Source organism: Pseudomonas syringae, from assembly GCF_000737245.1.
GTDB classification, from domain to species: domain Bacteria; phylum Pseudomonadota; class Gammaproteobacteria; order Pseudomonadales; family Pseudomonadaceae; genus Aquipseudomonas; species Aquipseudomonas syringae_J.
The window spans coordinates 86,601-108,960 of sequence record NZ_JPQU01000015.1 but is presented as its reverse complement, the minus strand read 5'-3'; the positions used below and the strand labels follow the sequence as shown (position 1 = coordinate 108,960).

At 55.5% G+C, this 22,360-nt stretch carries 25 protein-coding genes; 14 read left to right on the top strand and 11 right to left on the bottom strand.

Annotated features, from left to right (window positions below; genetic code table 11):
* The 7 genes from IV01_RS22640 to IV01_RS22660 all read left to right on the top strand — a co-directional run bounded on the left by IV01_RS22640 (position 1) and on the right by IV01_RS22660 (position 10,624).
* A complete protein-coding gene (locus IV01_RS22640; RefSeq protein ID WP_032625487.1) occupies positions 1-765 on the top strand; it encodes a TylF/MycF/NovP-related O-methyltransferase in 765 nt (254 codons plus the stop codon).
* On the top strand, positions 758-1,825 hold the full coding sequence (locus IV01_RS22645; RefSeq protein ID WP_032625485.1) for an FkbM family methyltransferase: 1,068 nt from the start codon (positions 758-760) through the stop codon (positions 1,823-1,825). The genes IV01_RS22640 and IV01_RS22645 overlap by 8 nt, the downstream gene beginning before the upstream one ends.
* Before the next feature lies 1 nt (position 1,826).
* Complete coding sequence (locus tag IV01_RS0124520) at positions 1,827-3,128, top strand: hypothetical protein (RefSeq protein WP_050507263.1); 1,302 nt, start codon at positions 1,827-1,829, stop codon at positions 3,126-3,128.
* 99 nt (positions 3,129-3,227) lie between these two features.
* Positions 3,228-6,728: a glycosyltransferase gene (locus IV01_RS0124515; RefSeq protein WP_080290188.1), complete on the top strand. Its 3,501-nt coding sequence runs from the start codon at positions 3,228-3,230 to the stop codon at positions 6,726-6,728.
* 44 nt (positions 6,729-6,772) lie between these two features.
* Positions 6,773-7,771 (top strand): NAD-dependent epimerase/dehydratase family protein, encoded by a 999-nt coding sequence (locus IV01_RS22650; protein WP_229636074.1) that lies wholly within the window; start codon positions 6,773-6,775, stop codon positions 7,769-7,771.
* A 215-nt stretch (positions 7,772-7,986) separates the two neighbouring features.
* Positions 7,987-9,228 (top strand): glutamine synthetase family protein, encoded by a 1,242-nt coding sequence (locus IV01_RS22655; protein ID WP_195758739.1) that lies wholly within the window; start codon positions 7,987-7,989, stop codon positions 9,226-9,228.
* A 52-nt stretch (positions 9,229-9,280) separates the two neighbouring features.
* Positions 9,281-10,624 (top strand): MFS transporter, encoded by a 1,344-nt coding sequence (locus IV01_RS22660; RefSeq protein ID WP_032625480.1) that lies wholly within the window; start codon positions 9,281-9,283, stop codon positions 10,622-10,624.
* 162 nt (positions 10,625-10,786) lie between these two features.
* Here IV01_RS22660 and IV01_RS22665 read toward each other — a convergent pair whose 3' ends face one another.
* From IV01_RS22665 to IV01_RS26100, 6 genes are all read right to left on the bottom strand, one after another.
* Complete coding sequence (locus tag IV01_RS22665; RefSeq protein WP_032625478.1) at positions 10,787-11,308, bottom strand: DUF2514 domain-containing protein; 522 nt, start codon at positions 11,306-11,308, stop codon at positions 10,787-10,789.
* Positions 11,305-11,742 carry a cell wall hydrolase gene (locus IV01_RS22670; RefSeq protein WP_032625476.1) on the bottom strand — a complete coding sequence of 146 codons (438 nt, stop codon included), beginning with the start codon at positions 11,740-11,742 and terminating at the stop codon, positions 11,305-11,307. Before IV01_RS22670 ends, IV01_RS22665 begins: the two co-directional genes overlap by 4 nt.
* Before the next feature lie 176 nt (positions 11,743-11,918).
* Entirely contained in the window at positions 11,919-12,227 is a 309-nt protein-coding gene (locus tag IV01_RS22675) for a hypothetical protein (RefSeq protein WP_032625474.1), read from the bottom strand.
* 273 nt (positions 12,228-12,500) lie between these two features.
* The gene (locus tag IV01_RS26105; RefSeq protein WP_154232170.1) at positions 12,501-12,863 is read right to left on the bottom strand and encodes a hypothetical protein; all 363 of its coding nucleotides are present in this window, start codon (positions 12,861-12,863) and stop codon (positions 12,501-12,503) included.
* A 351-nt stretch (positions 12,864-13,214) separates the two neighbouring features.
* Entirely contained in the window at positions 13,215-13,793 is a 579-nt protein-coding gene (locus IV01_RS22680; RefSeq protein ID WP_032625471.1) for a DUF642 domain-containing protein, read from the bottom strand.
* Positions 13,783-13,992 carry a Com family DNA-binding transcriptional regulator gene (locus IV01_RS26100; RefSeq protein WP_080290186.1) on the bottom strand — a complete coding sequence of 70 codons (210 nt, stop codon included), beginning with the start codon at positions 13,990-13,992 and terminating at the stop codon, positions 13,783-13,785. The genes IV01_RS22680 and IV01_RS26100 overlap by 11 nt, the downstream gene beginning before the upstream one ends.
* Between IV01_RS26100 and IV01_RS26810 the strand changes: the two genes are divergently transcribed.
* Complete coding sequence (locus IV01_RS26810; RefSeq protein ID WP_032625469.1) at positions 13,888-14,112, top strand: hypothetical protein; 225 nt, start codon at positions 13,888-13,890, stop codon at positions 14,110-14,112. The two genes, IV01_RS26100 and IV01_RS26810, sit on opposite strands and share 105 nt — an antisense overlap.
* A gap of 274 nt (positions 14,113-14,386) precedes the next feature.
* Positions 14,387-14,686, top strand: coding sequence for a DUF1654 domain-containing protein (locus IV01_RS22685; protein ID WP_032625467.1), 300 nt, complete (start codon positions 14,387-14,389; stop codon positions 14,684-14,686).
* 57 nt (positions 14,687-14,743) lie between these two features.
* Here the strand turns inward: IV01_RS22685 and IV01_RS22690 are convergent, their stop codons facing one another.
* The 5 genes from IV01_RS22690 to flgA all read right to left on the bottom strand — a co-directional run bounded on the left by IV01_RS22690 (position 14,744) and on the right by flgA (position 18,515).
* Positions 14,744-15,577, bottom strand: coding sequence for an XRE family transcriptional regulator (locus tag IV01_RS22690; RefSeq protein ID WP_032625464.1), 834 nt, complete (start codon positions 15,575-15,577; stop codon positions 14,744-14,746).
* Positions 15,578-15,925: 348 nt separating this feature from the next.
* Positions 15,926-16,672, bottom strand: coding sequence for a flagellar brake protein (locus IV01_RS22695; protein ID WP_080290193.1), 747 nt, complete (start codon positions 16,670-16,672; stop codon positions 15,926-15,928).
* 81 nt (positions 16,673-16,753) lie between these two features.
* Positions 16,754-17,218, bottom strand: coding sequence for a flagella synthesis protein FlgN (locus IV01_RS22700; RefSeq protein WP_032625460.1), 465 nt, complete (start codon positions 17,216-17,218; stop codon positions 16,754-16,756).
* Between the two features lie 49 nt (positions 17,219-17,267).
* The gene (gene flgM / locus IV01_RS22705; RefSeq protein ID WP_032625457.1) at positions 17,268-17,585 is read right to left on the bottom strand and encodes a flagellar biosynthesis anti-sigma factor FlgM; all 318 of its coding nucleotides are present in this window, start codon (positions 17,583-17,585) and stop codon (positions 17,268-17,270) included.
* 171 nt (positions 17,586-17,756) lie between these two features.
* On the bottom strand, positions 17,757-18,515 hold the full coding sequence (gene flgA / locus IV01_RS22710) for a flagellar basal body P-ring formation chaperone FlgA (RefSeq protein WP_032625456.1): 759 nt from the start codon (positions 18,513-18,515) through the stop codon (positions 17,757-17,759).
* An 80-nt stretch (positions 18,516-18,595) separates the two neighbouring features.
* Between flgA and IV01_RS22715 the strand changes: the two genes are divergently transcribed.
* The 5 genes from IV01_RS22715 (at position 18,596) to IV01_RS22735 (ending at position 22,354) form a co-directional block, all read left to right on the top strand.
* Positions 18,596-19,528, top strand: coding sequence for a chemotaxis protein CheV (locus tag IV01_RS22715; RefSeq protein ID WP_032625454.1), 933 nt, complete (start codon positions 18,596-18,598; stop codon positions 19,526-19,528).
* A 46-nt stretch (positions 19,529-19,574) separates the two neighbouring features.
* Positions 19,575-20,402, top strand: a complete 828-nt coding sequence (gene cheR, locus IV01_RS22720) for a protein-glutamate O-methyltransferase CheR (protein ID WP_032625452.1) — start codon at positions 19,575-19,577, stop codon at positions 20,400-20,402.
* A gap of 404 nt (positions 20,403-20,806) precedes the next feature.
* Positions 20,807-21,214: a flagellar basal body rod protein FlgB gene (gene flgB, locus IV01_RS22725; protein ID WP_032625563.1), complete on the top strand. Its 408-nt coding sequence runs from the start codon at positions 20,807-20,809 to the stop codon at positions 21,212-21,214.
* Between the two features lie 3 nt (positions 21,215-21,217).
* Entirely contained in the window at positions 21,218-21,658 is a 441-nt protein-coding gene (gene flgC / locus IV01_RS22730; RefSeq protein ID WP_032625450.1) for a flagellar basal body rod protein FlgC, read from the top strand.
* 15 nt (positions 21,659-21,673) lie between these two features.
* On the top strand, positions 21,674-22,354 hold the full coding sequence (locus IV01_RS22735; protein ID WP_032625448.1) for a flagellar hook assembly protein FlgD: 681 nt from the start codon (positions 21,674-21,676) through the stop codon (positions 22,352-22,354).
* Positions 22,355-22,360 lie beyond the last annotated feature (6 nt).

Genomic DNA, 22,360 nt, shown 5'->3' with positions numbered 1-22,360 from the left:
ATGGCCGCCTGGTTGAAGAGGAAACTGACAGGCCTGAGTTATGGCTACCTGCGCAAAACGGCTTCCTGGTCGCATCCGAAGTCGCCGGAAATCCGCCATGAACGCGTCTTGCCATTCTGCAGCTATGCCCCCTGGGCAAACGACCAAGCGTTTCGCTCGGCCTATGAGCGGGTCGCGAAAAATACGCTGGTAGATTCGTATCGACTGTACGAATTGTGGTCATTGGCTCGTCAACTGGACGGCCTGGAAGGTGACTTCCTTGAAGTTGGCGTGTGGCAAGGCGGTTCGGGGTGTTTATTGGCTTTGGCCAGTCAGCGTCCTGGGCGTCGGGTCTGGCTTGCTGACACTTTTGAAGGTGTGGTCAAGGCCGGTGAGCTGGATACCCGCTACAGCGGTGGTGAGCATAGTGATACCGATATCGAACTGGTCAAAGCACTGATTGCCCGTTGCGGGGTCAGTGACCGGGTCGAAGCCTTGCAGGGCATGTTCCCTGAGTTCAACGCCGAGCGTGTTGGCGAGCGACTCGCGCTGCTGCACATCGACGTGGATGTGTACGAATCCGCACGTAGCGTTCTGGAGTGGGCATTGCCGAAGCTGGGTATCGGTTCGATAGTGGTTTTCGACGACTACGGCTTCTTCGGCTGTGAAGGCGTTACCCGGCTGGTTAACGAGTTCATGGTGGGCAATCAGAACTTCCGCTTCCTGCATAACCTCAACGGCCATGCGGTATTGGTGCGTGTTGCAGTGGAAGCGAGCCATGTTTGACGACCATCATTTTGATCATCTGCTGATTTATGGCGCGCGTCTTGCGGGTCAGGAAGTGCAGAGTTTTATGGCGAAAAAGGGCCTGACAGTCAGTAGCTTCCTTGACCGCGACACCTCGTTGGGTGAGGTCTGCGGCCTGCCGGTGCATACCGCTTCGGAGTGGGCGGGTCAGCAGGATGCGACGAAAAGCTGCGTAGTGATTGGTCTGTTCAATAATTACGTGAACGTCGCCGAAATTGTCAGGAATTTGCAGCAGCTCGGCTATGGCCGAGTGGTCAGCCTGGTTGAGTTCGTTCGTCTTTTCCCGCAAGACCAGCCATTTCGATATTGGCTCGTAGACCCGCGGTACTACGAGGCCAATGCTGACAAGATTGCCAGCCTCAGAGGGCGGTTGGCGGATGAAGCCAGTCGCCAGTTGCTGGATCAGATTGTCGCATTCAGGACCGAAGGGGATTACCTCAAGCTTCCCGAACCGTCGGCTCAACAATACTTCCCTGCCGACGTGCCTGAGTGGCCGCAGCCTTTGCGGTTCATAGACTGTGGTGCTTACACCGGCGATACCGTGCAGGAGATGCGCGCGGCCGGACTGGTGTTCGAGGCGGTGGCAACGTTCGAACCCAACCTCAAAAATTTTCAGGTGATGGTTCAGAACCTCAGCGATATGAATGCGGTGAACTTCCCCTGCGGTGTTTCTGATGCCAACAAACAGGTTGGTTTTGACGGTGCGCTAGGTGCGGGCGGCCATCTGGTGGTGTCTGGCGGCGAACAAGTCACTTGTGTCCGTTTGGATGACGCCTTGCCGGGATTTGCCCCCAATTTGATCAAGATGGATATCGAAGGTGAGGAGCCTGCGGCACTGCTGGGTGCCGAGCAGATGTTACGTCGGCACAGGCCCCATCTGGCTATCAGCGCCTATCATCGGGCTGAACATCTTTGGAGCATTCTCGAACAATTGGATGCTTACCAATTGGGCTATACGTTTTACCTGCGTTGCCATGCACGCATCACCTTCGACACTGTCCTGTATGCAGTTATCCCTGAACGGGTAAAGGATCGCTAACATGCTTTTGAGATTGATTTCCGGGAAAACCGAACTGCAAGAAAATGTGACGGACACGTTGGTGTTGTGTGAAAAACACTCAATTCCAGTTCGTTTGACTAATTCGCCGTTGTCGGCCATTACCGATACCGTGTTTATCAGCTCCGCCGAGGAGCTGGATGTGCTGGCCCGTCTGGCCGACTATCCACATGTTTACAACCTACTGGACGGCGAGCGTTTGAAAACCACGCTGGCGCAGCGCAAGGCGACATTCAATGAATGGCTTGCCGACGGCATTTATATCTACGGTGCTTATAAGGTAGGTTCTTACATCGCAGGGCAGGCCCAGCGGGCGGGTGTGAAGATCAATGGCTTCCTTGATAGAGATGCCTCGAAGAAAGGCACTGTTCTTGATGGCGCTCAAGTATTTGCACCCGCTGATGTGGATCTGAAGCATTCGACCATTGTTATTGCCAGCGGCCAATACAGTAATGAAATCCATGCTTCGCTGGTCGGTGTCTGCGATAAATTATTGAATATGTGTGAGTTTTCTTACGCCATCGATGGCGGTCACGGCCCGGAACAGTTTTTCTCCAGCGTTGCTCATCAGCCTATTGATGAGGCCTATCGTTATATTTCGACGTTCCTGAGGCTACGTGATGAACGCTCCCGGGAGGTATTCAACGGCTTGATCGGAATGCGTACAACGCTATCAATTTCCTCCGCTGTGGAGACCAAGTCACCTTCTCAGGACGAGTACTTCGACAAGGACTTCGTGTCCGCCGAACAGGCACATTATTTCGTGGACGCGGGTGCTTTTACGGGCGATACCCTGGTCAGCCTGGAAAAACACTTCGGACCGGTCAAGCAGGCTTATCTGTTTGAGCCTGAACTCCCTCCTTACTATGAAGCCTTGAAGCGTTTTTCAGATCGGGAAAATGTTTTGCTGTTCAATATGGGGTTGGACGCACGCCCGTCGCGCTTTGAGTACAACCCTGTTCTGTCGTGCAACGTGTTGGGCGAAATCAACGGGCCTATTGCGTCCTCTATTGTTTCTTATATTCAGGGCGTCCCTCTGGATTCCTTGATTCAAGGCAAGGTCGGGTTGTTCAAACTGGATATCGAGGGCATGGAAGAGAATGCCCTGGTTGGCGCAGCTGGCGTTATTCAACGGGAAAAGCCCGTCTTGGCGGTGTGCGCCTACCACCGTGCCGATGACTACTGGAAGCTGATCGATGCCGTGACTGCGATTCGACCTGATTATCGTGTAGCGATCAGGCATTACGCAGACATCCTGCACGATATTACGCTGTACTTCTATTGATTGAGTTTGCACGGGCCGCCGGACAAGCTTGTCCAGCGGCCCGTGCTGCGCGGCGATCCTTGAGCGCAACAGCTGTTTGATAATTTTTTCAGGTGACTCATGAAACGTTCACTTTACGCGGCTCGTCCCACGCCTTATTACATTGTCGCACCCGCCTATCGGACTAACTCAGCTGGTATTCGGGTCATGCACATGCTGTGCGATGCATTGATTCGGTCTGGCCATGAAGCTTATGTTACAACCGCTGTAGTGAATCCCGCATTGATCACCCCTCGGCTCACGACGGATGTGAGTGAGTTACATCGTTCGCAGAACATTGAACCCATCGTGGTTTATCCGGAAGTGGTACACGGTAATCCGCTCAAGGCAAACCTGGTGGTGCGTTATCTGCTGAACACGCCGGGTTTTATCGGTGGCGATGGCGAATATGGCGCTGACGATATCTTATTTTCTTTTACCAAAGGGCTGCTGCTACCCGGCATGTCCGAAGACAACATTTTATTTTTGCAACCCGTCGATTTGAATGTATTCAAGCCTCATCATGATCCCGCCAAGCGAGTGCCGGGCAAGGTTTGTTACTACCAAGGGCGTAAAGGGCACGGGCTGGATAAGTCCATATTACCGACGGACGCCATTGAGATTACTAGTGTCTTTCCTGCGACGTGGGCAGAGTTGGCGGATATCTTTCAAACCTGTGAGTTTTTTTATTCGTCGAGCACCTCTGCACTGTCTGCCGAAGCGGCCGTTTGTGGCTGTATAGGTGTGGTTATACCGGGGGAGTCCGCGCCACAGAATTTCTCTCTAGAAGAAAATGGAAACTATGGAGTCGCTTGGGGCCTCGCTCCTGAGGAAATCCGGCGTGCGCGAGATACTCTTCCATTATTGCGAGCCAATCTAGAGAAGCACGCAGAAGATTTTTGGCCTGCGCTTGATCACTTCATTGAAGTTACTCAGCAGGCAGCGTTCGATTACAAGGGCAGTAGAAGTGGTTGCGAGGTCACCGACTGGCTGGACGCCCGGGTGCTCAGCGATGCTCAGAAGCGGATCACCGATCAATATCTTCTGCGCAACAAAGTTCCGGTGTTGGGCGTAGTGATTGTCGATTCCGCTGGCGCCGTGGAAAAAGTGCACATGACAATTGCCAGTCTTGCTCACTCTGAGACACCGCGACTTTCGTTACGTCCGCTGGTAATGAGCACTACTCAAGCCGCTTATATTGACGTGCCTGGTTTCGCTTTCAGCGGAGGGGACCTGGCAAGCGCAATCAACGAGGCAATTGCGCAGCACGAGTGCGACTGGTTCGTCGTTGTGGAGTCGGGTGAGACATTTACTCGTAGTGGATTGCTGATTGCGTCGCTGCAATTGATGAACGAACCTGGCAGTCGCGCCATTCAGACCGATGAGGTCATGCGCCATGAGGGTGGAACTCTCGGGTTGTTGTTGCGTCCTGATGTGAATCTCGATCTGTTGTTGAGTTTTCCAGCCGGCCTGGCGCGCCACTGGCTATTCCGTCGCGATACCTGGAAGGACATGGGGGGCTTCGCTAGCGCGTACCCGCAGGCTTTTGAGCTCGAGTATATTCTGCGTCTGCTGGAAACCTCTGGCTTCGATGGGCTTGGTCATATCAGCGAACCGCTGATAGTTGCCGATGTCCTGAACTTGCAGGACAACCCGCAGGAACGTCAGGTCATTGAGCGCCACTTGCAGGCGCGCGGGTTTATCCACGCACGAGTCGAGTCACGGCAGACTGGTCGTTATGAAGTCGACTACGGTCACCAGAATTTGCCACGGGTCAGCATTGTTGTTCTCATCGACGGGCAACTTCCAGAAGCGCAACACTGTGTGGAAAGCCTGCTCGAGAACACGACCTACGCCGACTACGAATTGCTTCTTCTTGATCGGGGCAATAAAGATCCCGTGATCTGTAGTTGGCTGTCAGGTATTGAACAATTGGGCGTTCAGCATATTCTCGTGATGCGATATCAGGCTGATGATTCCCCTCAGGCCATTCGTAATCATGCTGTCACCGAGTGTTCAGGCGAATTCCTGCTGTTCCTGGATTGTGGAATTGGCATTATTGGCAAAGACTGGCTGCAGCAATTACTCAATCACGGGATGCGCCCGGAGGTCGGCTCCGTGGGGGCCAAGCTGGTGGGAGCTCGCGGCGAGATAATTCATGCAGGATTTACCCTCGGACTGGGCGGCCCGGTGGGATCTTCCTATAAGGGGATGAATGCGGACGCGCCTGGCTACATGCAGCGTCTGGAGATTGATCAGAGTCTTACTGCTTTGAGTGGCAGGTGCCTGCTGGTGCGTCAGGAATTGTTCTGTGCTGCCGGCGGTTTTGATGAGACTGTTGCCCCTTGGGACGATGTTGATTTATGTCTGAAGCTACACAAGGCAGGCTATTTGAATATTTGGACGCCCAGAGTTCGACTGCTCACCAGCGAGCCCCGTGCGGTCCAGATTACGCAAGAGCTCGAAGATCGGATGTACGAGCGCTGGCTGTCTGTCCTGGCTCGCGACCCGTCCTACAATCGCAACTTTTCTCTGGCGGCGGACAGTGCGTTTCAACGTGCCAGTCCATCACTATCCTGGCGTCCAATGGCTGCGTTCAAGCCTTTGCCGACGGTTCTTGCGCACCCGGCTAGCAGATTGTCGTGCGCCTGGCCGAGGATCGTTCAACCGTTCAATGCCTTGCGCGAAGCGGGACTGATTGAGGGTGTGGTCTCGCCGGCGTTGCTCTCTGTGGAGGATCTGGAGCGCTATGACCCTGATGTGATTCTTCTGCAGCGACAGATCAGTGATCAACAGTGCCAGGCCATGCGCCGCATGAAGGCATTCTCCCGGGCGTTCAGGATCTATGATCTGGACGAGTATCTTCCGGATCTTGTCCATTTTGCGCAGCCAAATCGGGATGTATTGCAGCATCTGGGGCGGGCAGTTTCGCAAGTGGACCGCCTGGTGGTTTCCAGCAATATGCTGGCTTCAGTCATGGAGGGTTTCTGCGCTGATACGCGAGTCATCGAGAGTCGTCTGGATCCGCATTGGTGGGGTGGCCTGAACAGCAAGCGCGTTTGTTCGAACAGGCCCCGTTTGGGGTGGATCGGGGAAGCAGGACGCACTCACGACCTGGAGATGATTGAAAATGTTTTGAAGGCTTTTATAGGTGAAGTCGAATGGATCTTCGTCGGTGCATGTCCTACTCATTTGCGGCCTCTTGCGCATGAGTTTTATAAACTACAGGATCCGCAGTCCTATCCGGCCCTGCTTGCTTCGCTGAACCTTGATCTGGTGTTGGCACCACTCGCGGACAATTTTCTGAATCGCTGCAAGAACAATCTGCCGCTGCTTGAGTTCGGCATGTGTGGCATTCCAGTCATCTGCAGTGACCTTGAGCCTTATCGCGGCGATTTGCCTGTGACCCGGGTTCAGAACACTTATGTGGCCTGGGTTGCAGCTATCCGGGAACATTTGTCGGATCCTGATGCCGCTGCGGCTCTTGGAGATGCATTGCAGGCCCGCGTGCAGCGTGACTGGATGTTGGACGGCATGGAGGTTCTAGAGGCTCGACGCAGAATCTGGCTGCCAGATCAATGAGGGTTACGCTCAAATCGCCGGTAGTAGCGAATGATGTTCAACGGGTGCTCAGCAAGCTGAAGGTTTCGGAGGAGCTTACTGGCAAGCATTTGCTGATAACCGGCATTACCGGTTTTTTTGGCAAATGGCTGCTTGCAACCCTCGCGGCTTTGAACCAGAGCGGTGCGGGGATCGAGGTGACAGCGCTTTCTCGTTCACCGCAGCGATTTCTCGCTCAATACCCGGAATATGCCAGGCTTGATTGGCTTGACTGGGTCGAGGGCGATGTTCAGTCGCCTATCTTGTTGCCCTCTGCTCGTGTGATTGATCTGATATTACATGCCGCGACCGATACGCTGGCCGGCGCCCATGAGGATCCGTTGCGGATCTTCGACACCATCGTATGCGGCGCACGCAACGTACTTGATCTGGCGGTGGCGAGCGGCGTCCGAAAAATATTGTTTACTGGGAGTGGCGCGCAGTATGGAGCCCTCCACGCGGGTATTCCCGTCCTGGAAAACGCTGCATATGCGTGCGACAGTGTATTGGCCAGCAGTGCTTATGCCGAAGGCAAGCGCGCCCAGGAAACATTGGCAGCTTTGTATGCTCAGCGGCACGGCCTTGAAATTGTTCTGGCTCGATGCTTTGCATTCTCGGGGCCCGGTATTGCGCTGGATGCACACTTTGCCATCGGCAATTTCGTGAAGGACTCCATGTGGGGAGATGAGTTGATCATCAGATCCGATGGGCAGGCCGTACGTAGCTACCTACATGGTGCCGATCTGGCCGGCTGGTTGCTGACACTGCTGACCCGTGGTGTTACTGGCAACGCTTACAACGTGGGCTCTGATGCAGGACTGACTATCGCCGAGCTGGCGCATAAGGTCGTTGCGCGCATCGCCCCGGGAAAAAAAGTCAGTATTCTGGGCAAGCCAGTGCCAAACGGACTACGTTCGTACTATGTCCCTAACATTCAAAAAGCACGCACGCTAGGGCTTAATGTGTGGACATCGCTGGATCACTCGATCGACAGCATGGCAAGCTGGGCTCGCCGACCTGGCTAGAAGCTCGATGACCTTCCGAGCGGGTAGAGCTGCGCTACGGGAGTTCAAGTTTCGATCACCCGGCGCGTATTTTGTCCAGCTCGCCCCCTGGCAACCTGATGATCAAGGACTGTACGATGACTGCCCATGACGCCCCTCTAGCGAAGCAGCTGGCGGGCATTGATGAAATTGAATGCGTCACGCCAGACCTGAACGGCGTGCCCCGGGGCAAGGTCATGACCGGCCAGGGCTTCCTGGAAGGGCGGCGTCTGCAAATGGCGCGGGGTGTGTTGCTGCAATGCATCATGGGTGGTTACCCACCATCGCGTTTCTATGGCTGCGACGACGGCGACGTGGCAATGAGCCCCGATCCGAGGCAAGTGCATCCCTTGCCCTGGAGTGCTGAGCCCCGTGCGTTGGTTATTTGTGATGTCGAGGAGCTGGGCGGCGGGGGTTGCAGCCTGTCCACCCGTCAGCAGCTGAAAAACGTGATCGCTCGCTACGCCGAGCGCGGCCTTGCACCGGTGGTCGCTACTGAACTTGAGTTCTTCGTGTTTGCGCCCAATCCAGATCCTGCTCAGGCGTTCATGCCACCCCTGGGGCTGGATGGTCGACGCGAGGACGGCCACTCTGCTTTCAGTATCAGTTCGAACAACGGTCTGCGGCCGTTTTTCAGCGAGGTTTATCGGTGCATGGCGGCGCTGGGTTTACCTCGCGACACGTTCATGCACGAAATGGGCGTTAGCCAGTTTGAAATCAACCTGTGGCACGGCGACCCGTTGCTGCTGGCGGATCAAACGTTTCTGTTCAAACACCTGCTCAAGGAAGTCGCGCTCAAGCACGGTCTGATTGCCGTGTGCATGGCCAAGCCCCTGGCGCACACGGCGGGCAGCTCCATGCATATCCATCAAAGTGTGGTTGACGCTGCCACGGGCGTGAACGTATTCAGTGACGAAGCCGGCCAGGCGACCTCGGCGTTCATGCACTTCATTGCCGGGCAGCAGGCGTGCATGGCCGACTTCACGGCGCTGTTTGCGCCGAATGTGAACTCCTATCAGCGTCTGTGCCATCCGTTCGCGTCGCCCAACAACGCCTGCTGGTCCCATGACAATCGCGCCGCTGGCTTGCGCATTCCCGCCAGTGCGCCAGTGGCGCGACGGGTGGAAAACCGCTTGCCGGGGGCTGACGCCAATCCTTATCTGGCCATTGCCGCCAGCCTTGCGGCGGGGCTTTACGGCATGGAGCGTGAGCTTGAGCCGAGCGCGCCGATTCAAGGCGAAATAGAGGTGCCGGATCATTTGTCACTGCCATGTACCTTGCATGCCGCTCTGGAGCGTCTGAAACGCAGTCAGTTGGCCAAGGAACTGTTTGGTCACGAATTCATCGAAGGCTACATCGCCTCGAAGAGCATGGAACTGACCAGTTTCCTCGATGAAATTACCCCCTGGGAGCGGAGAATTCTGACCGCCCAGGCTTAAAACGCTGTTTCGGCGTCACCCATTCTGGTGATGCCCAATTTTTGGAAAGTCGATGCGTCAAATCTGGAAGTCTTTTCAAGGTCTCTATTTCGCCTCGCTGATGATGTTGATCGGCTCGGGTCTGTTGAGCACTTACCTTGCGTTGCGTTTGTCTGCCGATCAGGTGGATGGTCTGTGGATCGGTGCCTTGATGGCGGCGAACTATTTCGGGCTGGTGCTGGGCGGCAAAGTGGGGCACCGGCTGATCGGCCGGGTAGGGCATATCCGCGCTTATGCGACGTGCGCCGGTGTGGTGGGCGCGGCGGTGTTGGGCCTGGGGTTGATCAACTGGCTGCCGGCCTGGCTGTTTCTGCGGATGATCGTCGGCCTGGGGATGATGTGTCAGTACATGGTCATCGAGAGCTGGCTCAACGAGCAGGCGGCAGCCAAGCAGCGCGGTATGGTGTTCAGCGGCTACATGATCGCGTCATATCTGGGCTTGGTGCTGGGGCAGCTGATTCTCGTGCTCCATCCGGGTTTGGGTCCAGAACTGCTGATGCTGGTGGCACTGTGTTTCGCCCTGTGTCTGGTGCCAGTGGCCATGACCCGCAGCATTCACCCTGCGCCATTGCATCCAGCGCCTCTGGAGCCGCGGTTCTTTATCAGCAGGGTGCCACAGTCCCTGACCACCATCCTGGGTGCCGGGTTGATGATCGGGTCGTTTTATGGTCTGGCGCCTTTGTATGCCGCGCAGCAGGGCTTATCCACCGAGCATGTCGGTATGTTCATGGGTACCTGCATCCTGGCCGGCCTGCTGGTGCAGTGGCCATTGGGATTGCTGTCGGATCGTTATGACCGTGCCAAGCTGATGCGTGCTTTCGCCGGTATGTTGGCGGTGGCAGCGTTGCCCCTGGCAGTGCTGCCGAACATGCCGCTGGAAGCGCTGTTCGTTGTGGGTTTCATCGCATCGATGATCCAGTTCAGCCTTTACCCGCTGGCCGTGGCGTTTGCCAATGACCACGTCGAAGCCGAACGCCGAGTGTCACTGACAGCCATGTTGCTGATGACCTTCGGCATCGGCGCGAGCATCGGCCCGCTGGCAGCTGGCGCATTGATGCAAATGCTGGGCAGTAACATGCTTTATGCATTCGTCAGCTTCACGGCGTTCGTGCTGGTGCTGCTGATTCGTCCCAAAGCCGTCACGCACCTGCACCAGGTCGACGACGCACCGCTGCACCACATCGCAATGCCAGACAGCATGTCCAGCTCACCTCTGGTGGTGGCGCTGGATCCGCGTGTTGACGAGCAGGTGGTTCAGGATCAGATGCAGACAGCGGTCGAGCCAGTGGTTGAACCTGAGCCTGAAGAGGTGGTTGCAGCGCCGGTCGTCGAGGATGAAGAGATCAACCGGCCGTAGACTCATGGTGTAGGAGCTGCCGCAGCCTGCGGCAGCTCCTACAGGAATCGCAATCCAACCGTAGGAGCGCGCTTGCCCGCGATGCGCTTTTAGCCCTCACAGATTTTTTGCCTGGGCGAATGTCATCGCGGGCAAGCGCGCTCCTACAGAGATCCCACCCCCCTAACCGGCTGTGTTAATACGCAGCGAATCATAAGCTTCCTCACATGTCTTCCCCGCTATTCGGGCTGCGTCATAAGCTTTTGCCAGCTCTCCCGCTCGTTTATCAGCCCGCTGGAACAGCTCGGAGAGCACCATGGCGGCGCGGGTGGCTGCCTGGCCTCGCTCTGCAATGCCGGGATCGCTGGGGCTGCAACGGGCTCCGGCGGCCAGCTTTCCTGCTTTATTGCGCACCCGGTCACCAGCAGCATCGGCAGCAGTCCCGGCATCCGTAGCCATCTTGATCTGGTCTCGTGCATCACTTCCCACCTGATTGGCCGCAGTCTGTCGGCGTTGTTCTTCGTTTCGATTGAGTGTCGTGGCAGCTGCAGCATTCCTGGCCTGTAAAAGGTGCTGATCGGCCCACTTGGCGTTCCACTTGGCGTCCGTGACCGCAACGCCGTGGCTATAAGCGGCATACAGGATGCCCAGTACTGTCGCAATTGAAGCCAGCGCCACACCGGTCCGCGTATAGAAGGCCTTCATGGCACATCCTTGAAAAATACGTGATGCCCAAGCATCAATGTCTGCCGGGCCTGCGCCGCCCATGCAGGTGCCTTGGGCAGTGTGATCGCGTAATAGTGAGTCGCCCCGCCGGTAGGGTCCGGCTGTTTGCCGTCGATCACTTGGTCAGCAGTGATGCGTGCCTGGGCTAACTCGCGAAACGGGATCGGCGTTGCGCCGCTGAGGTACTGATAGTTCTGGTCGTTCCTGTTCCAGCAGCTGAACTGCCAGGCTGTCTGGCAGACGGCGGCATAACCCTCGCCCCACCAGTCAGGTTTGCCGTCATTGTGCAGATCCATCTCCACACGGTTACGGATCGCCCAGGCGACGGCGATCTGACCCGCTGATCCCTCACCACGAGCTTCGCCCCACAGCGTTCGGGCCAATACATCGCGGTCTTTTTCGGTAACCGGCATGTGTTTCTCCAGGCAGAAAAAGCCCGCACGATGGCGGGCTGTGGGGGCGTCCGGCTGCGATGCTGCCTCTGTAGGAGTGCACGAGCAACGCGATAGCGGGTTGTCTGACACACTGCCATCGCGGCCTCGCGATGCTCGTGCGCTCCTTGGAAGGGCATTTCAATTCAGGCGGTTATTTAAGAACCTCGAACCGAGCTGATCGAGGCTGCAATCGCTTTCAGCCCCGGGATGATATTCATCGCGAGTAAGCCGATCAGAAAGGCCACCCCATTTTGCGAATCGGTATCAGTCGGCAGTTTGAAATACTGCACCACCAGTGAGGTGGTAAACAGTGCAGACAAAAAGCCGGTCAGCACTGCGGCCGTTGCCTGCTTAGGTGTGAGGCCTCGAAGAAAAGTAAGGGAAAGAATTGCTCCGGCGAATCCAGCGGTTGCTACGCCGTATTTCACCAACAGTACGCCTGCGGCGGTAGTCGCTGGTTCCATTGGGTGCTCCAGAAATAAAAGGGGTGGTGTCAGTCAGGAGAAAAAAGGGCCACTCATTACGAGAGCGATGCGGTGGTGAACCAGAAAAAATGCTGGGCAGGGATCATTGAGCTACAGGGATAAAAACGCCCGCCACGTTAGCGGGCAATGCGATATCGAGTCGCTGCAGAGGCCCTCGTTGAGCGTGACGATCAGAGGTTCCGAGGGATTGGTGGAGCGAGTATTGGTTAAAGAAGGCCCTGCATTTCAGCAGGGCCAGCGTTCACTAAGGGCTTAGCCGACGAAATCCCACGTGAGCGCGATTCCGCCCCCAGTAGGGGTCGAGCCACTGAATGGCCCGCTCGTAACCCAAAGCCCCAGCCCGGCAGGAATGAAGAGAGGGTAAGGCATGAATACGCTTGAGCTCGATCCTTCCAGAGTGTTGCCGTTAGCAGCAAAAATCAAGCGATTGGCGTTGCCAGGAGCAGCTGCCAGTGGAGCCGTCTCGGAACAGTACAGCCCCACAAATCCGTTTCGCGGGTTGCTCGCGCACGTGCGGATAGTGAGTCCGTTTCCGTTTTCGGCAGGAGAAACGATTTGCGCGATGCCTTGCGGCACTACGTTGCGAAAGTTTTTACCAATTTTAACTTCAGACATAAGTTCACCTATTAAGTCGAATGATTAGTAGCGGAGGATTCCGCTTTCATGTCGCTCAAAGGCGATCTATTTAGGCACTAGGCCTCTGTCAGAATTACTCTCTAGGTCATCCATGGCCCGTGCTGGTCAGTTTGACGAGCGCGACACTTCGCTCCAGTAGTACCGGCGTAAACCAACTTCAGAACCTCATCAGTGGTGGCTGCAAAGTCACCATTTTAATGGTCGTCGGCTGCCAGCGTTTGTTTCTAGAACTACATCGCTGTTTTATCTCCGCCCGGATATTCCCCGAACCCGATTGTAGGTCGACATAACCTTAAAAAAGAGCGACAAATGCTGCTCTCCGCCTGGGACTTACAAGCGCTCAACGCTTACCTTGTCTATGAATGCAAAGTAGTTGTAGGGATCTTGCTCATTCCAAAAGGAAAGGGTCGTCTGGTCAGACTTGGCGGTGAAATCATAGGTCACTGTGCCCCAGACAACGGTTGAGCTGGTCGCGACTGGAGTTTCGAAAGAGGTGGACTGGCCGGCGACTTTGACCTGAATGATGCCAGTGCCGGCACGACCAGCGTACTTCGAGTTCCCAGCGCTGAAGGTTAGGCGGTAGCGCGCCCCGACCGTTGTCGCGAAATTCTGCTGAAGGCCACCACCGTTTCTATAAATATTGTTTGCCAGGTCGACGATATCGACTCCGTCAGCTGCAGAGGAGCCAGAAATTTGCGCTGGCAAATTGAAATATTCAGCACCGGATAAGAATGTTGTCCAGCCAGTGATGGCGTTCGCTTGAGCCGGCGTGTTCAAAACGCAACTAGATGCGCAGCCAGGCGACTCAAAGCTACCGTTTGTTAGCAGGTTTGCTGCGGAGGCCGATTGAGCTGCTCCTGCGGAAATGGCGAGAAATGCCGCGCTGACAGCGATGATTTTATGAACCATGGTGAATCTCCTGAAATGAGGGAATGTTCGCGGCCAATCTGGCCGGGATTGATTTATCGCTCAAAGGCGATACCTCGGGGCTCTTGGCCCTCACATGATTCAACGTCCCGCATCGGGAACATTTGATCTGGAGTTCGGTGTACTCGCCCATTCGGGCAAGAAGTCTTTTGCACTGTCCACATCTGCAATCTTTCAACATCTGCATATGCCTTGTGTGATTTGCGCCAAGTCAGCCGGTCGCCAGGCTGCGTCAGCGAAGCGTCTGTTTGTTCTCAGCTGCCCGCTACTGGCGTTGGCGGCTGAATTTGATCTGTTTTGAAGAAGAGTGAGTTCCAGTCGGTCCCTTGTCGGGGCTGGGGTATCACTGTCGTTGATCCCGGACTATCTGGCGGCTTCACCAGTCGTGTGTTGCAGCGGCGCGTGTCGCTGCGATGGATCAAATATGCATCAGTGCAATTTATATGTCAATGCATTGGTGCATTTATTTTTCTTTGGTGCATAAGCGAGTCTTCCCGCCATCAAGGGTTAACTTTTCCTACGAGCTCCGATATTCTCCTTTACTGGATGGATATACAGTTATCAGGAGGAAAAGCATGAGTAGTGCTAAATCAGCAGTACGCGTTGAGATGTCCGGGGTAGAGCGTTTGGCGCTGCGGGTGTCGTCAATGATCAATCATCCGGTTGCGCAGGTGCAGCGCTGGGTGACGATTCATCGACTGGATACGGACGGCGATAGAGAGTGGGAAGAGGTGATGGGCGTCTTGTCAGCCAATGATGAGCTGGAGATGACATTCGAGGATGATGGTGCGGTGACCGTGCGGTGGGAGCCCGTCGCGTTGGAAGGTCGGCATGCCGAAGCTGTCGATGATTCAGAAGATGAGGTGCCTTTCTGAGATCTATGAAAAAGCCCGGCGCTTGGCCGGGCTTTCGAGGGCAGGGTATTCGTTAACTCAAACCAACTGCGAATTCCACACCAGCAGCACCTTGGCCTGGATATAGGTTTCTTCCGCCCAGATATCCTCCGGGGGATGCAGGGTGTTGTCAGACAGCATTTTGTACATGTCCTTACCTTTCTTTTGCAGGCGCTTGATGTACTCAAACCCCTGGTAAGAGAACAGGTAGATGCCATCGCCCACGAACTCGCGGATATTGATATTCACCAGCAAAGGGTCGCCATGCTTGATGGTGGGGGACATCGATTGCCCCCAGCCAGTGATCATTTTCAGGTGGTAATGCTCGGCGAACTCAACACCCATCGATCTGAGTTGTGAGGGGCTGACGCGAACGTCTTGAAGCATTTCAGGGTAATCGTGAGTGACCTCGCCACCACCCATTGCGCCACGGATGTCGTAGTGAGCGATCCACACTTCATCGCCGACCTTACCAGGGCGCGAGAAGTCGGCGACTATGACATTGGTCTTTCCATCATCGGGCTGCTGAGCGACTTCAAGGATTTTCTGCTTCAGACTTTCGGGCACCTTGGAGGCACGGGCGAGCATGTCCCTGACTACATCGGTGGTCGAAGAGGGCCTTTCCTCGCGGAGCGAGCCGTCCTGGACCTCAAAAGGCTCAAAACCGCGCAATTGATCAGTGGTCATTCCAAAGAAGTCAGCAAGGGGCCTAACTTGTTTATCCGTCGGCTCCTTGATTCCTTTAGGGCCGTTGGGTTTGAGGATTCGGGAGATCGTGGACTGGCCGACATTAGCCCGCGCCGACAACTGGACCTGGCTCAAGCCCTCACGCGCCATCAGTTCTGCCAATATTTTATCGATAGTTTTATGCATGGGTGCAATCATCGCCCTAGCGGGTGCTTATATCAAGAACCAGAGGCTGCGTTGACCGGGGCTACTACGCAGGTGCTGCCCCGTCGCCGAAGCATCGCAGCGGTGCACGGCAGGCGCTGGTGAGTCGGAGCGAGCTTGCTCGCGAAGGCGGTGTGCAGGTTTAAAGAGATTCCTGGCAATTCCGGCCCTTTCGCGAGCAAGCTCGCTCCCACAAAAAACATCAGCGTATGCGGCAAATGGCTGGCTAGACTACCGGCTTGCGGGCAAGCGCGCCCTTACAGGGCCGGGCCCAACAAAAAAGGCGATCACGCATTTCTGCGTTATCGCCTTTTTCACATCAGCCAACTGTCAGAAGTCATCGTCTTTGTCAAAGCGACGGGCTTCGCGCTGCAGTTGGTAGACGAAGCGCTCAACCTGACGCTGGACCAGTCCGCTCATGTTGTGAAAGCGCACGCCAGCGAAGGTGGTATTGACCCTTTCTTCGAAGTGCAGGTAGCGCAGTTCCACCGGAGCGGTCATGGTGCCGAATGGCAGCTGGGCGACGAAGCGTTCATACACTTGGCCCAGCTGCATACGCTCTGACAGATCACCCTCAAAACGCAGCTTGCAGCCGGTCGCGGAGATATCCAGCAGTTTGCCGGCCAGGGGATATTTGAGTTTATCGCCACCCATCTCGACGCTTACCAGCTGGGCGAGCTTGAGTGCGGCGCGAAACGCATTGCGGCGCTGGTGGTAGATGACCTCGTCTGGCATTGCGCCGCGATACAGGCGCTGTCCGTCCTCGTCGACGATGGTCATTTCGCCGCTGTTTTCCCAGGCGATACGCACGCCGTCGTGAAAACCTTCGACACGGTAGGCCTCGCCGTTCGACAGGTATTTCTCGCCGTCACGCGGGATCATTTCGTCCAAGGCAATGACATTGCTATCGCGATCAACTTCGATCAAGTAGCTCTGAAAGCGTTGGGTACGCTCATGAAAGGTAATGATCAGGGGATCATGACTTTCAAGAAGCAGCCGCAAGCTGGCGGCAATTTCCAAAGGAGTATTGAGAACCTTTGGGGGCTGCGGAGCATCTTCCGCGCTTGAGCCATTCACTTTTTCCATCTCCAGGCAAAATACGACAGCAACGCGATGGCAGGCATTTTGCCAGCATGCAAGGCGCCTTGATACAGAAAGTTACGCTTGGCTTAACGGACGTGGTCTTGCCCGGCCAGAGGTCGAACCCCGGCTGTCATACAGCGTCGGACTGTCACCCGTGAGTATCTGTAATTGATGGGTGGTAGCCATCTGCTGCATCTTGATCGAGCTGCCATTTTGCTCATTCAATGCCTGGCATTCAACGATCAGCGCGCTCAGCTCATCACCAGCGGTGATCAGTGTCTCACCCAGGGACGAATTTTTGGCGAGTTCCAGCAGACCTTTGCGGTCGGGACTCAAGCCAAGGCCACTGAGTATCTGGCTGCGCTTGCGACCATGCTGCTCAAGCAGAATCACCAGCGCCTGTTTCTGCGCCAGGATGTGTTCCATCTCGATCATGTCGCGACCGTGAAGGGCGAGAGATTCGGCACGGAGCAGCTCCAGCAATTGCTGGGCCGGGGCCATGTCGTCAGTGATCAATTGCAGCAGATTAGTATCTTGCATCGCATGCTCTGGTTTTTAAGCGTCCAGAAGTTCCAGCGCGAGCAGTGGGCTAGCGTTGGGCTTCGAAATTAAGCATCTTGCTGGCGACACGGTTGCTGTCTACTTGATAGCTGCCGTCGGCAATTGCCTGTTTCAACTCGGCTACACGAGCGCTATTGACGGTTGGCAAGTCTTTCAGCTTGTCAGTGATCTTTTGCAACTGTTGAGCCTCACCGCTCAGGTGAACGGACTCGCCCGCACTACCGGTCTTTTCCAATGCGTCGGTCGCAGCCGACGACTCTGTCTTTCCTGCTTCTTTGGCGCCAACGGTGCGGTTTGTACCGCTCACCGGTGTTGCGCTGTTCAGCCTGTTGAAATCAATGACCATGATAAAAATCCTCTGGGTAGTTGGACGCTTGCCATGGTTTCGACCAGATCCGGGGAAACTTTAGCCATAAATGTGAAAACCACGTGACGAGCCCGGAGAATTGACCTCACTTATATGGACTTGTTTCGCAGTCTAGGAAAAACAAGCGTTTGCCGCCAGTGGATTGTCAGCTCACATCGGCGCCTCCACCTGACCAGCGCCAGTGATATAAGCCTTGATGACACGTTTGGAATTCAGGTTGCGGACGCGTATTTGCTCGTTGAAAGCCCCGTCGGACAGGGCCTCACCCGGCATCCGAACGGAAATACTCCCGCTGCGTGCGGTAATCACCACCTGGTCGCCCTTATGAACCATCTGCGGCTGCTCAAGGAAGGTCGGCGCGATGATCTGATCGATGACCGTTGGTCGGAGAACTTTCTGTCCTACAGCCTGATCCATGGCGGAGAGAAAGCCTTGCCCCAGTTGCCCGATATCTCTCTCGCGCATGGCCACATCGTCTTCGCTGACGATTGCATCGCGCTTGAGCGGGCGAATGGCGGTCACTACATTGCGAAAAAGCCGCACCTCGGCAGGCACGAACACCGTCCAGGGCGACGAGCCTTCACAGCGCACACGGACGCTGACGCGGCCAACGGGGCGCGGGCTTTGCAGGCTGGCTGTCAATTCCTTGTCGCAATAGGCCATGCGCATACGAGGGTCTAGCTGGCGGACTTCGATTTCATAACGGCCTTCGATTTGGCTCGTTGCTAAATACTCTTCAACTGTGAATTCAAGAAACCCCTGCGTGACGCCGATAAGCTGTTCAGGCAATGTGAAACTCTCGGCGCGGCTGTATCCCGTGATGCTTGAAAGACACAGCAACATCAGTGCGCTCCACAGGCTGAACGTGTGTGTTGTCGGGTGTCGGGAAAATGTCGTTTTGGTATTCATAACGTATAAATAGCAAGGCCCGTGCCGCATACCTGATTCAGGCTGCGGTGATCGGTTGCTTTGAAATGGGGAGTCGGAGCATGGCCGGTGTAATGGATTCGGTGAACCAGCGCACGCAGTTGGTTGGGCAGAATCGCCTTGAGCTCTTGTTGTTCCGTCTTGACGGCAAGCAACTGTATGGGATCAACGTATTCAAGGTGAAAGAGGTGCTGCAATGCCCCAAACTCACCGTGATGCCTAAATCCAATCGGATTGTGCGCGGCGTGGCGAATATTCGCGGTGGAACCATCCCGATCCTCGATCTGGCCATGGCGACAGGCTTGCCGGGGCAGACGTCGCTGGATCATGCCTTTGTGATCATTACTGAATACAACACGAAGGTTCAGGGATTTCTGGTGCACTCGGTCGAGCGCATCGTGAACATGAACTGGGAAGAGATTCATCCACCACCCAAGGGCACGGGTCGTGATCACTACCTGACGGCGGTGACGCGGGTCGATAATCAGCTGGTGGAAATCATCGACGTCGAGAAGATTCTTTCCGAAGTGGCGCCGATGTCCGAAGCGGTGTCTGTGGGGGTCATTGATGAGGCAACCCATCACAAGGCGGTTTCCCTGAGGGTTCTGACCGTTGATGATTCGTCGGTGGCGCGTAAACAGGTTAGCCGTTGCCTGCAGACTGTCGGCGTTGAAGTGGTTGCACTCAACGACGGGCGTCAGGCGTTGGACTACCTGAAGAAATTGGTCGCGGACGGCAAGAAGCCGGAAGAAGAGTTTTTGATGATGATTTCCGACATCGAGATGCCGGAAATGGACGGTTACACGCTGACCTCCGAGATTCGCAACGATCCAAGGATGCAAAAGCTGCACATCGTTTTGCATACTTCCCTGTCGGGCGTGTTCAATCAGGCTATGGTGAAGAAAGTTGGTGCGGATGATTTCCTTGCCAAGTTCAGGCCTGATGACCTGGCGGCAAGAGTCGTGGACAGAATCAAGGCGGCAGATAACAGCTAGGAGCGTCTCGCTCCTGGTGGTTTTATATGATTTGAGAGGCGGCACTTTGGCTACGGGTAATTTGGATTTCGAGCAGTTCCGGGTCTTTCTGGAAAAAGCCTGTGGCATCCTCTTGGGTGAAAACAAGCAGTACCTGGTATCCAGTCGTCTTAACAAGCTGATGGAGCAGCAGGGTATCAAGACCCTGGGCGAGCTGATTCAGCGCATCCAGACCCAGCCGCGCAGTGGTTTGCGTGAGCAGGTGGTGGATGCCATGACGACTAACGAAACCTTGTGGTTTCGCGATACGTATCCGTTCGAAGTCATGAAAAACAAGGTTTTGCCGGAAGCCATCAAGGCCGCTCCGAATCAACGCCTGCGCATCTGGTCAGCGGCCTGCTCCTCGGGTCAGGAACCTTATTCGCTGTCGATGACAATTGATGAGTTCGAGCGCAGCAATCCGAGCCAGCTCAAGAGTGGCGCGCAGATTGTGGCAACCGATCTGTCCGGGTTGATGCTGACCAACTGCAAATCAGGTGAGTACGACAGCCTGGCAATCGGTCGTGGCCTGTCCCCGGATCGTCTGCAGCGTTACTTCGACGTTAAAGCGCCGGGGCGTTGGGCGGTCAAGGCACCGATCAAGAGTCGCGTCGAGTTTCGGGCCTTCAACTTGTTGGACAGCTACGCCAGTCTGGGCAAGTTCGACATCGTGTTCTGCCGCAACGTGTTGATCTATTTTTCGGCGGAAGTGAAAAAAGACATCCTGTTGCGCATCCATAGCACGCTGAAGCCGGGCGGCTACCTGTTTCTGGGGGCGTCCGAAGCCCTCAATGGTTTGCCGGATCACTACCAGATGGTGCAATGCAGCCCGGGGATTATTTACCAGGCTAAATGAAGCTGAGTGATTCAGATAAAAGGGACCTTCGGGTCTCTTTTTTGTTTTTTAATTGACCCGCGCGGAGTTTTGCGGGAAATCATTTCTGTGGGAGCAAGCTTGCTTGCGAAGAGGGCGGGGCATCCACTGATGTTTTGCGTTAGACAGAAAGCTTTCGCGAGCAAGCTCGCTCCCACAGGTAATCAGAGAGCCACCTAGGCAACACTGGCAACTTTACGGCACCTCCCTTGCCGCTTGCCTACTCCTGAGCGGAAATCCATTGCCGCTTTTCTGGCATTCGCCTTGCCACCCCTGCCTGAAAGCCCCTGAAACATGGCTTTTCAAGAAGTGGCACGCGGTTTGCTATGTCTCTGCTAAGCAAAACCAGTTACGACTATCTGGTCATCCGGCAAAGGTTTCCCGACATGAGCATCAACTTCGATAAAGCGTTAGGCATCCATGAAAAAGCCCTGAGCTTTCGCGCCCAGCGTGCCGAGGTGTTGGCCAACAACATCACTAACGCCGATACGCCGAATTACAAGGCTCGTGATCTGGAGTTCTCATCGGTGTTGGCTGCTGAAAGCGACAAGGTCAAGAACGGCACTTTCGCGCTGAACAAGACCAACAGCCGCCATATCGAAGCTGAGGGCGTGGGCAATACCGATGGCAGCTTGCTGTATCGCACACCGTCGGCTCCTTCTCTGGACCAGAACACCGTTGATGCTCAAGTCGAAAGCGCCAACTACGCGGAAAACGCCGTGGGCTTTCAGGCCAGCTTCACCTTGCTCAACAGCAAATTCAAAGGGCTGGTTGCAGCCCTCCGCGGAGAGTAATTCATGTCTCTAGCCAACGTTTTCAATATTGCCGGCAGCGGCATGAGTGCTCAAACCACTCGATTGAACACCACCGCCAGTAACATCGCCAACGCCGAAACCGTCTCTTCGAGCATGGACCAGACCTATCGCGCGCGGCACCCGGTGTTCGCCACCGTGTTCCAGCAGAGCCAGACGGGCGGCGGTTCGCTGTTCCAGGAACAGGGCGAGGCAGGGCAGGGCGTGCAGGTTAACGGCATCATCGAAGACACTTCGAACCTCGAAGCGCGCTTCGAACCCAATCATCCTTCCGCCGACAAGAACGGGTACGTCTACTACCCGAATGTGAACGTCGTCGAAGAAATGGCCGACATGATTTCTGCCAGTCGGTCTTTCCAGACTAACGCGGAAATCATGAATACCGCCAAAACCATGATGCAGAAAGTATTGACCCTGGGTCAGTGATAAGGGGCGAACACAATGGCTGTTGAAAACGACGTATCGGCGAATTTTATCAACAAACTGCAAAACCCTACGCCGACTGCTACCAAGTCTAATGACGCGCTGGGCAAGGACGCGTTCCTGCAGCTTCTGGTTACACAGATGAAAAACCAGAACCCGCTCGATCCACAGGATAACTCGGAGTTCGTGGCTCAACTGGCGCAGTTCAGCAGTCTGGAGAGCATGCAGAACCTGACCTCCACCGTGGATACCATCGCTGCCAGCTACCAGTCGTCGCAGGCATTGCAGGCTTCCTCGCTGGTTGGCCGTTCGGTGATCGTCAACGCAGGGTCGACCTCCATTGATACCACCAAGGGCATGGCGGGTACCGTAGTGGTTCCGTCTACCAGCTCTCTAACGACGGTGAAAATCTACGACTCGGCCATGAATGTGGTCAAAACCGTCGATCTGGGCCGCCAGAGTGCCGGCAACGCCGCCTTTACCTGGGATGGCAAGAATGATGAAGGTGAAGCCGTGGCGTCGGGCAATTACAGCTTCGTTGCCAGTGGCACGCTGGATGGCACCCCCACCAACCTGGCGACTTATCTGCCTGCAACGGTCAACAGCGTGACGACCGGGGTGAATGGCGGGGCTATGACGCTTAATCTGGCGGGCGGTCAGTCCATCGCCTTGTCCGCAGTACAAACTATCGGAATTTAGAGCCGA

What these genes read in the sequence shown, in the direction of transcription:
- IV01_RS22640 (WP_032625487.1), top strand. Translation starts at nt 1, where the DNA reads ATGGCCGCCTGGTTGAAGAGGAAACTGACAGGCCTGAGTTATGGCTAC.
- IV01_RS22645 (WP_032625485.1), top strand. Translation starts at nt 758, where the DNA reads ATGTTTGACGACCATCATTTTGATCATCTGCTGATTTATGGCGCGCGT.
- IV01_RS0124520 (WP_050507263.1), top strand. Translation starts at nt 1,827, where the DNA reads ATGCTTTTGAGATTGATTTCCGGGAAAACCGAACTGCAAGAAAATGTG.
- IV01_RS0124515 (WP_080290188.1), top strand. Translation starts at nt 3,228, where the DNA reads ATGAAACGTTCACTTTACGCGGCTCGTCCCACGCCTTATTACATTGTC.
- IV01_RS22655 (WP_195758739.1), top strand. Translation starts at nt 7,987, where the DNA reads ATGACCGGCCAGGGCTTCCTGGAAGGGCGGCGTCTGCAAATGGCGCGG.
- IV01_RS22660 (WP_032625480.1), top strand. Translation starts at nt 9,281, where the DNA reads ATGCGTCAAATCTGGAAGTCTTTTCAAGGTCTCTATTTCGCCTCGCTG.
- IV01_RS22665 (WP_032625478.1), bottom strand. Translation starts at nt 11,308, where the DNA reads ATGAAGGCCTTCTATACGCGGACCGGTGTGGCGCTGGCTTCAATTGCG.
- IV01_RS22670 (WP_032625476.1), bottom strand. Translation starts at nt 11,742, where the DNA reads ATGCCGGTTACCGAAAAAGACCGCGATGTATTGGCCCGAACGCTGTGG.
- IV01_RS22675 (WP_032625474.1), bottom strand. Translation starts at nt 12,227, where the DNA reads ATGGAACCAGCGACTACCGCCGCAGGCGTACTGTTGGTGAAATACGGC.
- IV01_RS26105 (WP_154232170.1), bottom strand. Translation starts at nt 12,863, where the DNA reads ATGTCTGAAGTTAAAATTGGTAAAAACTTTCGCAACGTAGTGCCGCAA.
- IV01_RS22680 (WP_032625471.1), bottom strand. Translation starts at nt 13,793, where the DNA reads ATGGTTCATAAAATCATCGCTGTCAGCGCGGCATTTCTCGCCATTTCC.
- IV01_RS26810 (WP_032625469.1), top strand. Translation starts at nt 13,888, where the DNA reads ATGATTCAACGTCCCGCATCGGGAACATTTGATCTGGAGTTCGGTGTA.
- IV01_RS26100 (WP_080290186.1), bottom strand. Translation starts at nt 13,992, where the DNA reads ATGTTGAAAGATTGCAGATGTGGACAGTGCAAAAGACTTCTTGCCCGA.
- IV01_RS22685 (WP_032625467.1), top strand. Translation starts at nt 14,387, where the DNA reads ATGAGTAGTGCTAAATCAGCAGTACGCGTTGAGATGTCCGGGGTAGAG.
- IV01_RS22690 (WP_032625464.1), bottom strand. Translation starts at nt 15,577, where the DNA reads ATGCATAAAACTATCGATAAAATATTGGCAGAACTGATGGCGCGTGAG.
- IV01_RS22700 (WP_032625460.1), bottom strand. Translation starts at nt 17,218, where the DNA reads ATGCAAGATACTAATCTGCTGCAATTGATCACTGACGACATGGCCCCG.
- flgM (WP_032625457.1), bottom strand. Translation starts at nt 17,585, where the DNA reads ATGGTCATTGATTTCAACAGGCTGAACAGCGCAACACCGGTGAGCGGT.
- flgA (WP_032625456.1), bottom strand. Translation starts at nt 18,515, where the DNA reads ATGAATACCAAAACGACATTTTCCCGACACCCGACAACACACACGTTC.
- IV01_RS22715 (WP_032625454.1), top strand. Translation starts at nt 18,596, where the DNA reads ATGGCCGGTGTAATGGATTCGGTGAACCAGCGCACGCAGTTGGTTGGG.
- flgB (WP_032625563.1), top strand. Translation starts at nt 20,807, where the DNA reads ATGAGCATCAACTTCGATAAAGCGTTAGGCATCCATGAAAAAGCCCTG.
- flgC (WP_032625450.1), top strand. Translation starts at nt 21,218, where the DNA reads ATGTCTCTAGCCAACGTTTTCAATATTGCCGGCAGCGGCATGAGTGCT.
- IV01_RS22735 (WP_032625448.1), top strand. Translation starts at nt 21,674, where the DNA reads ATGGCTGTTGAAAACGACGTATCGGCGAATTTTATCAACAAACTGCAA.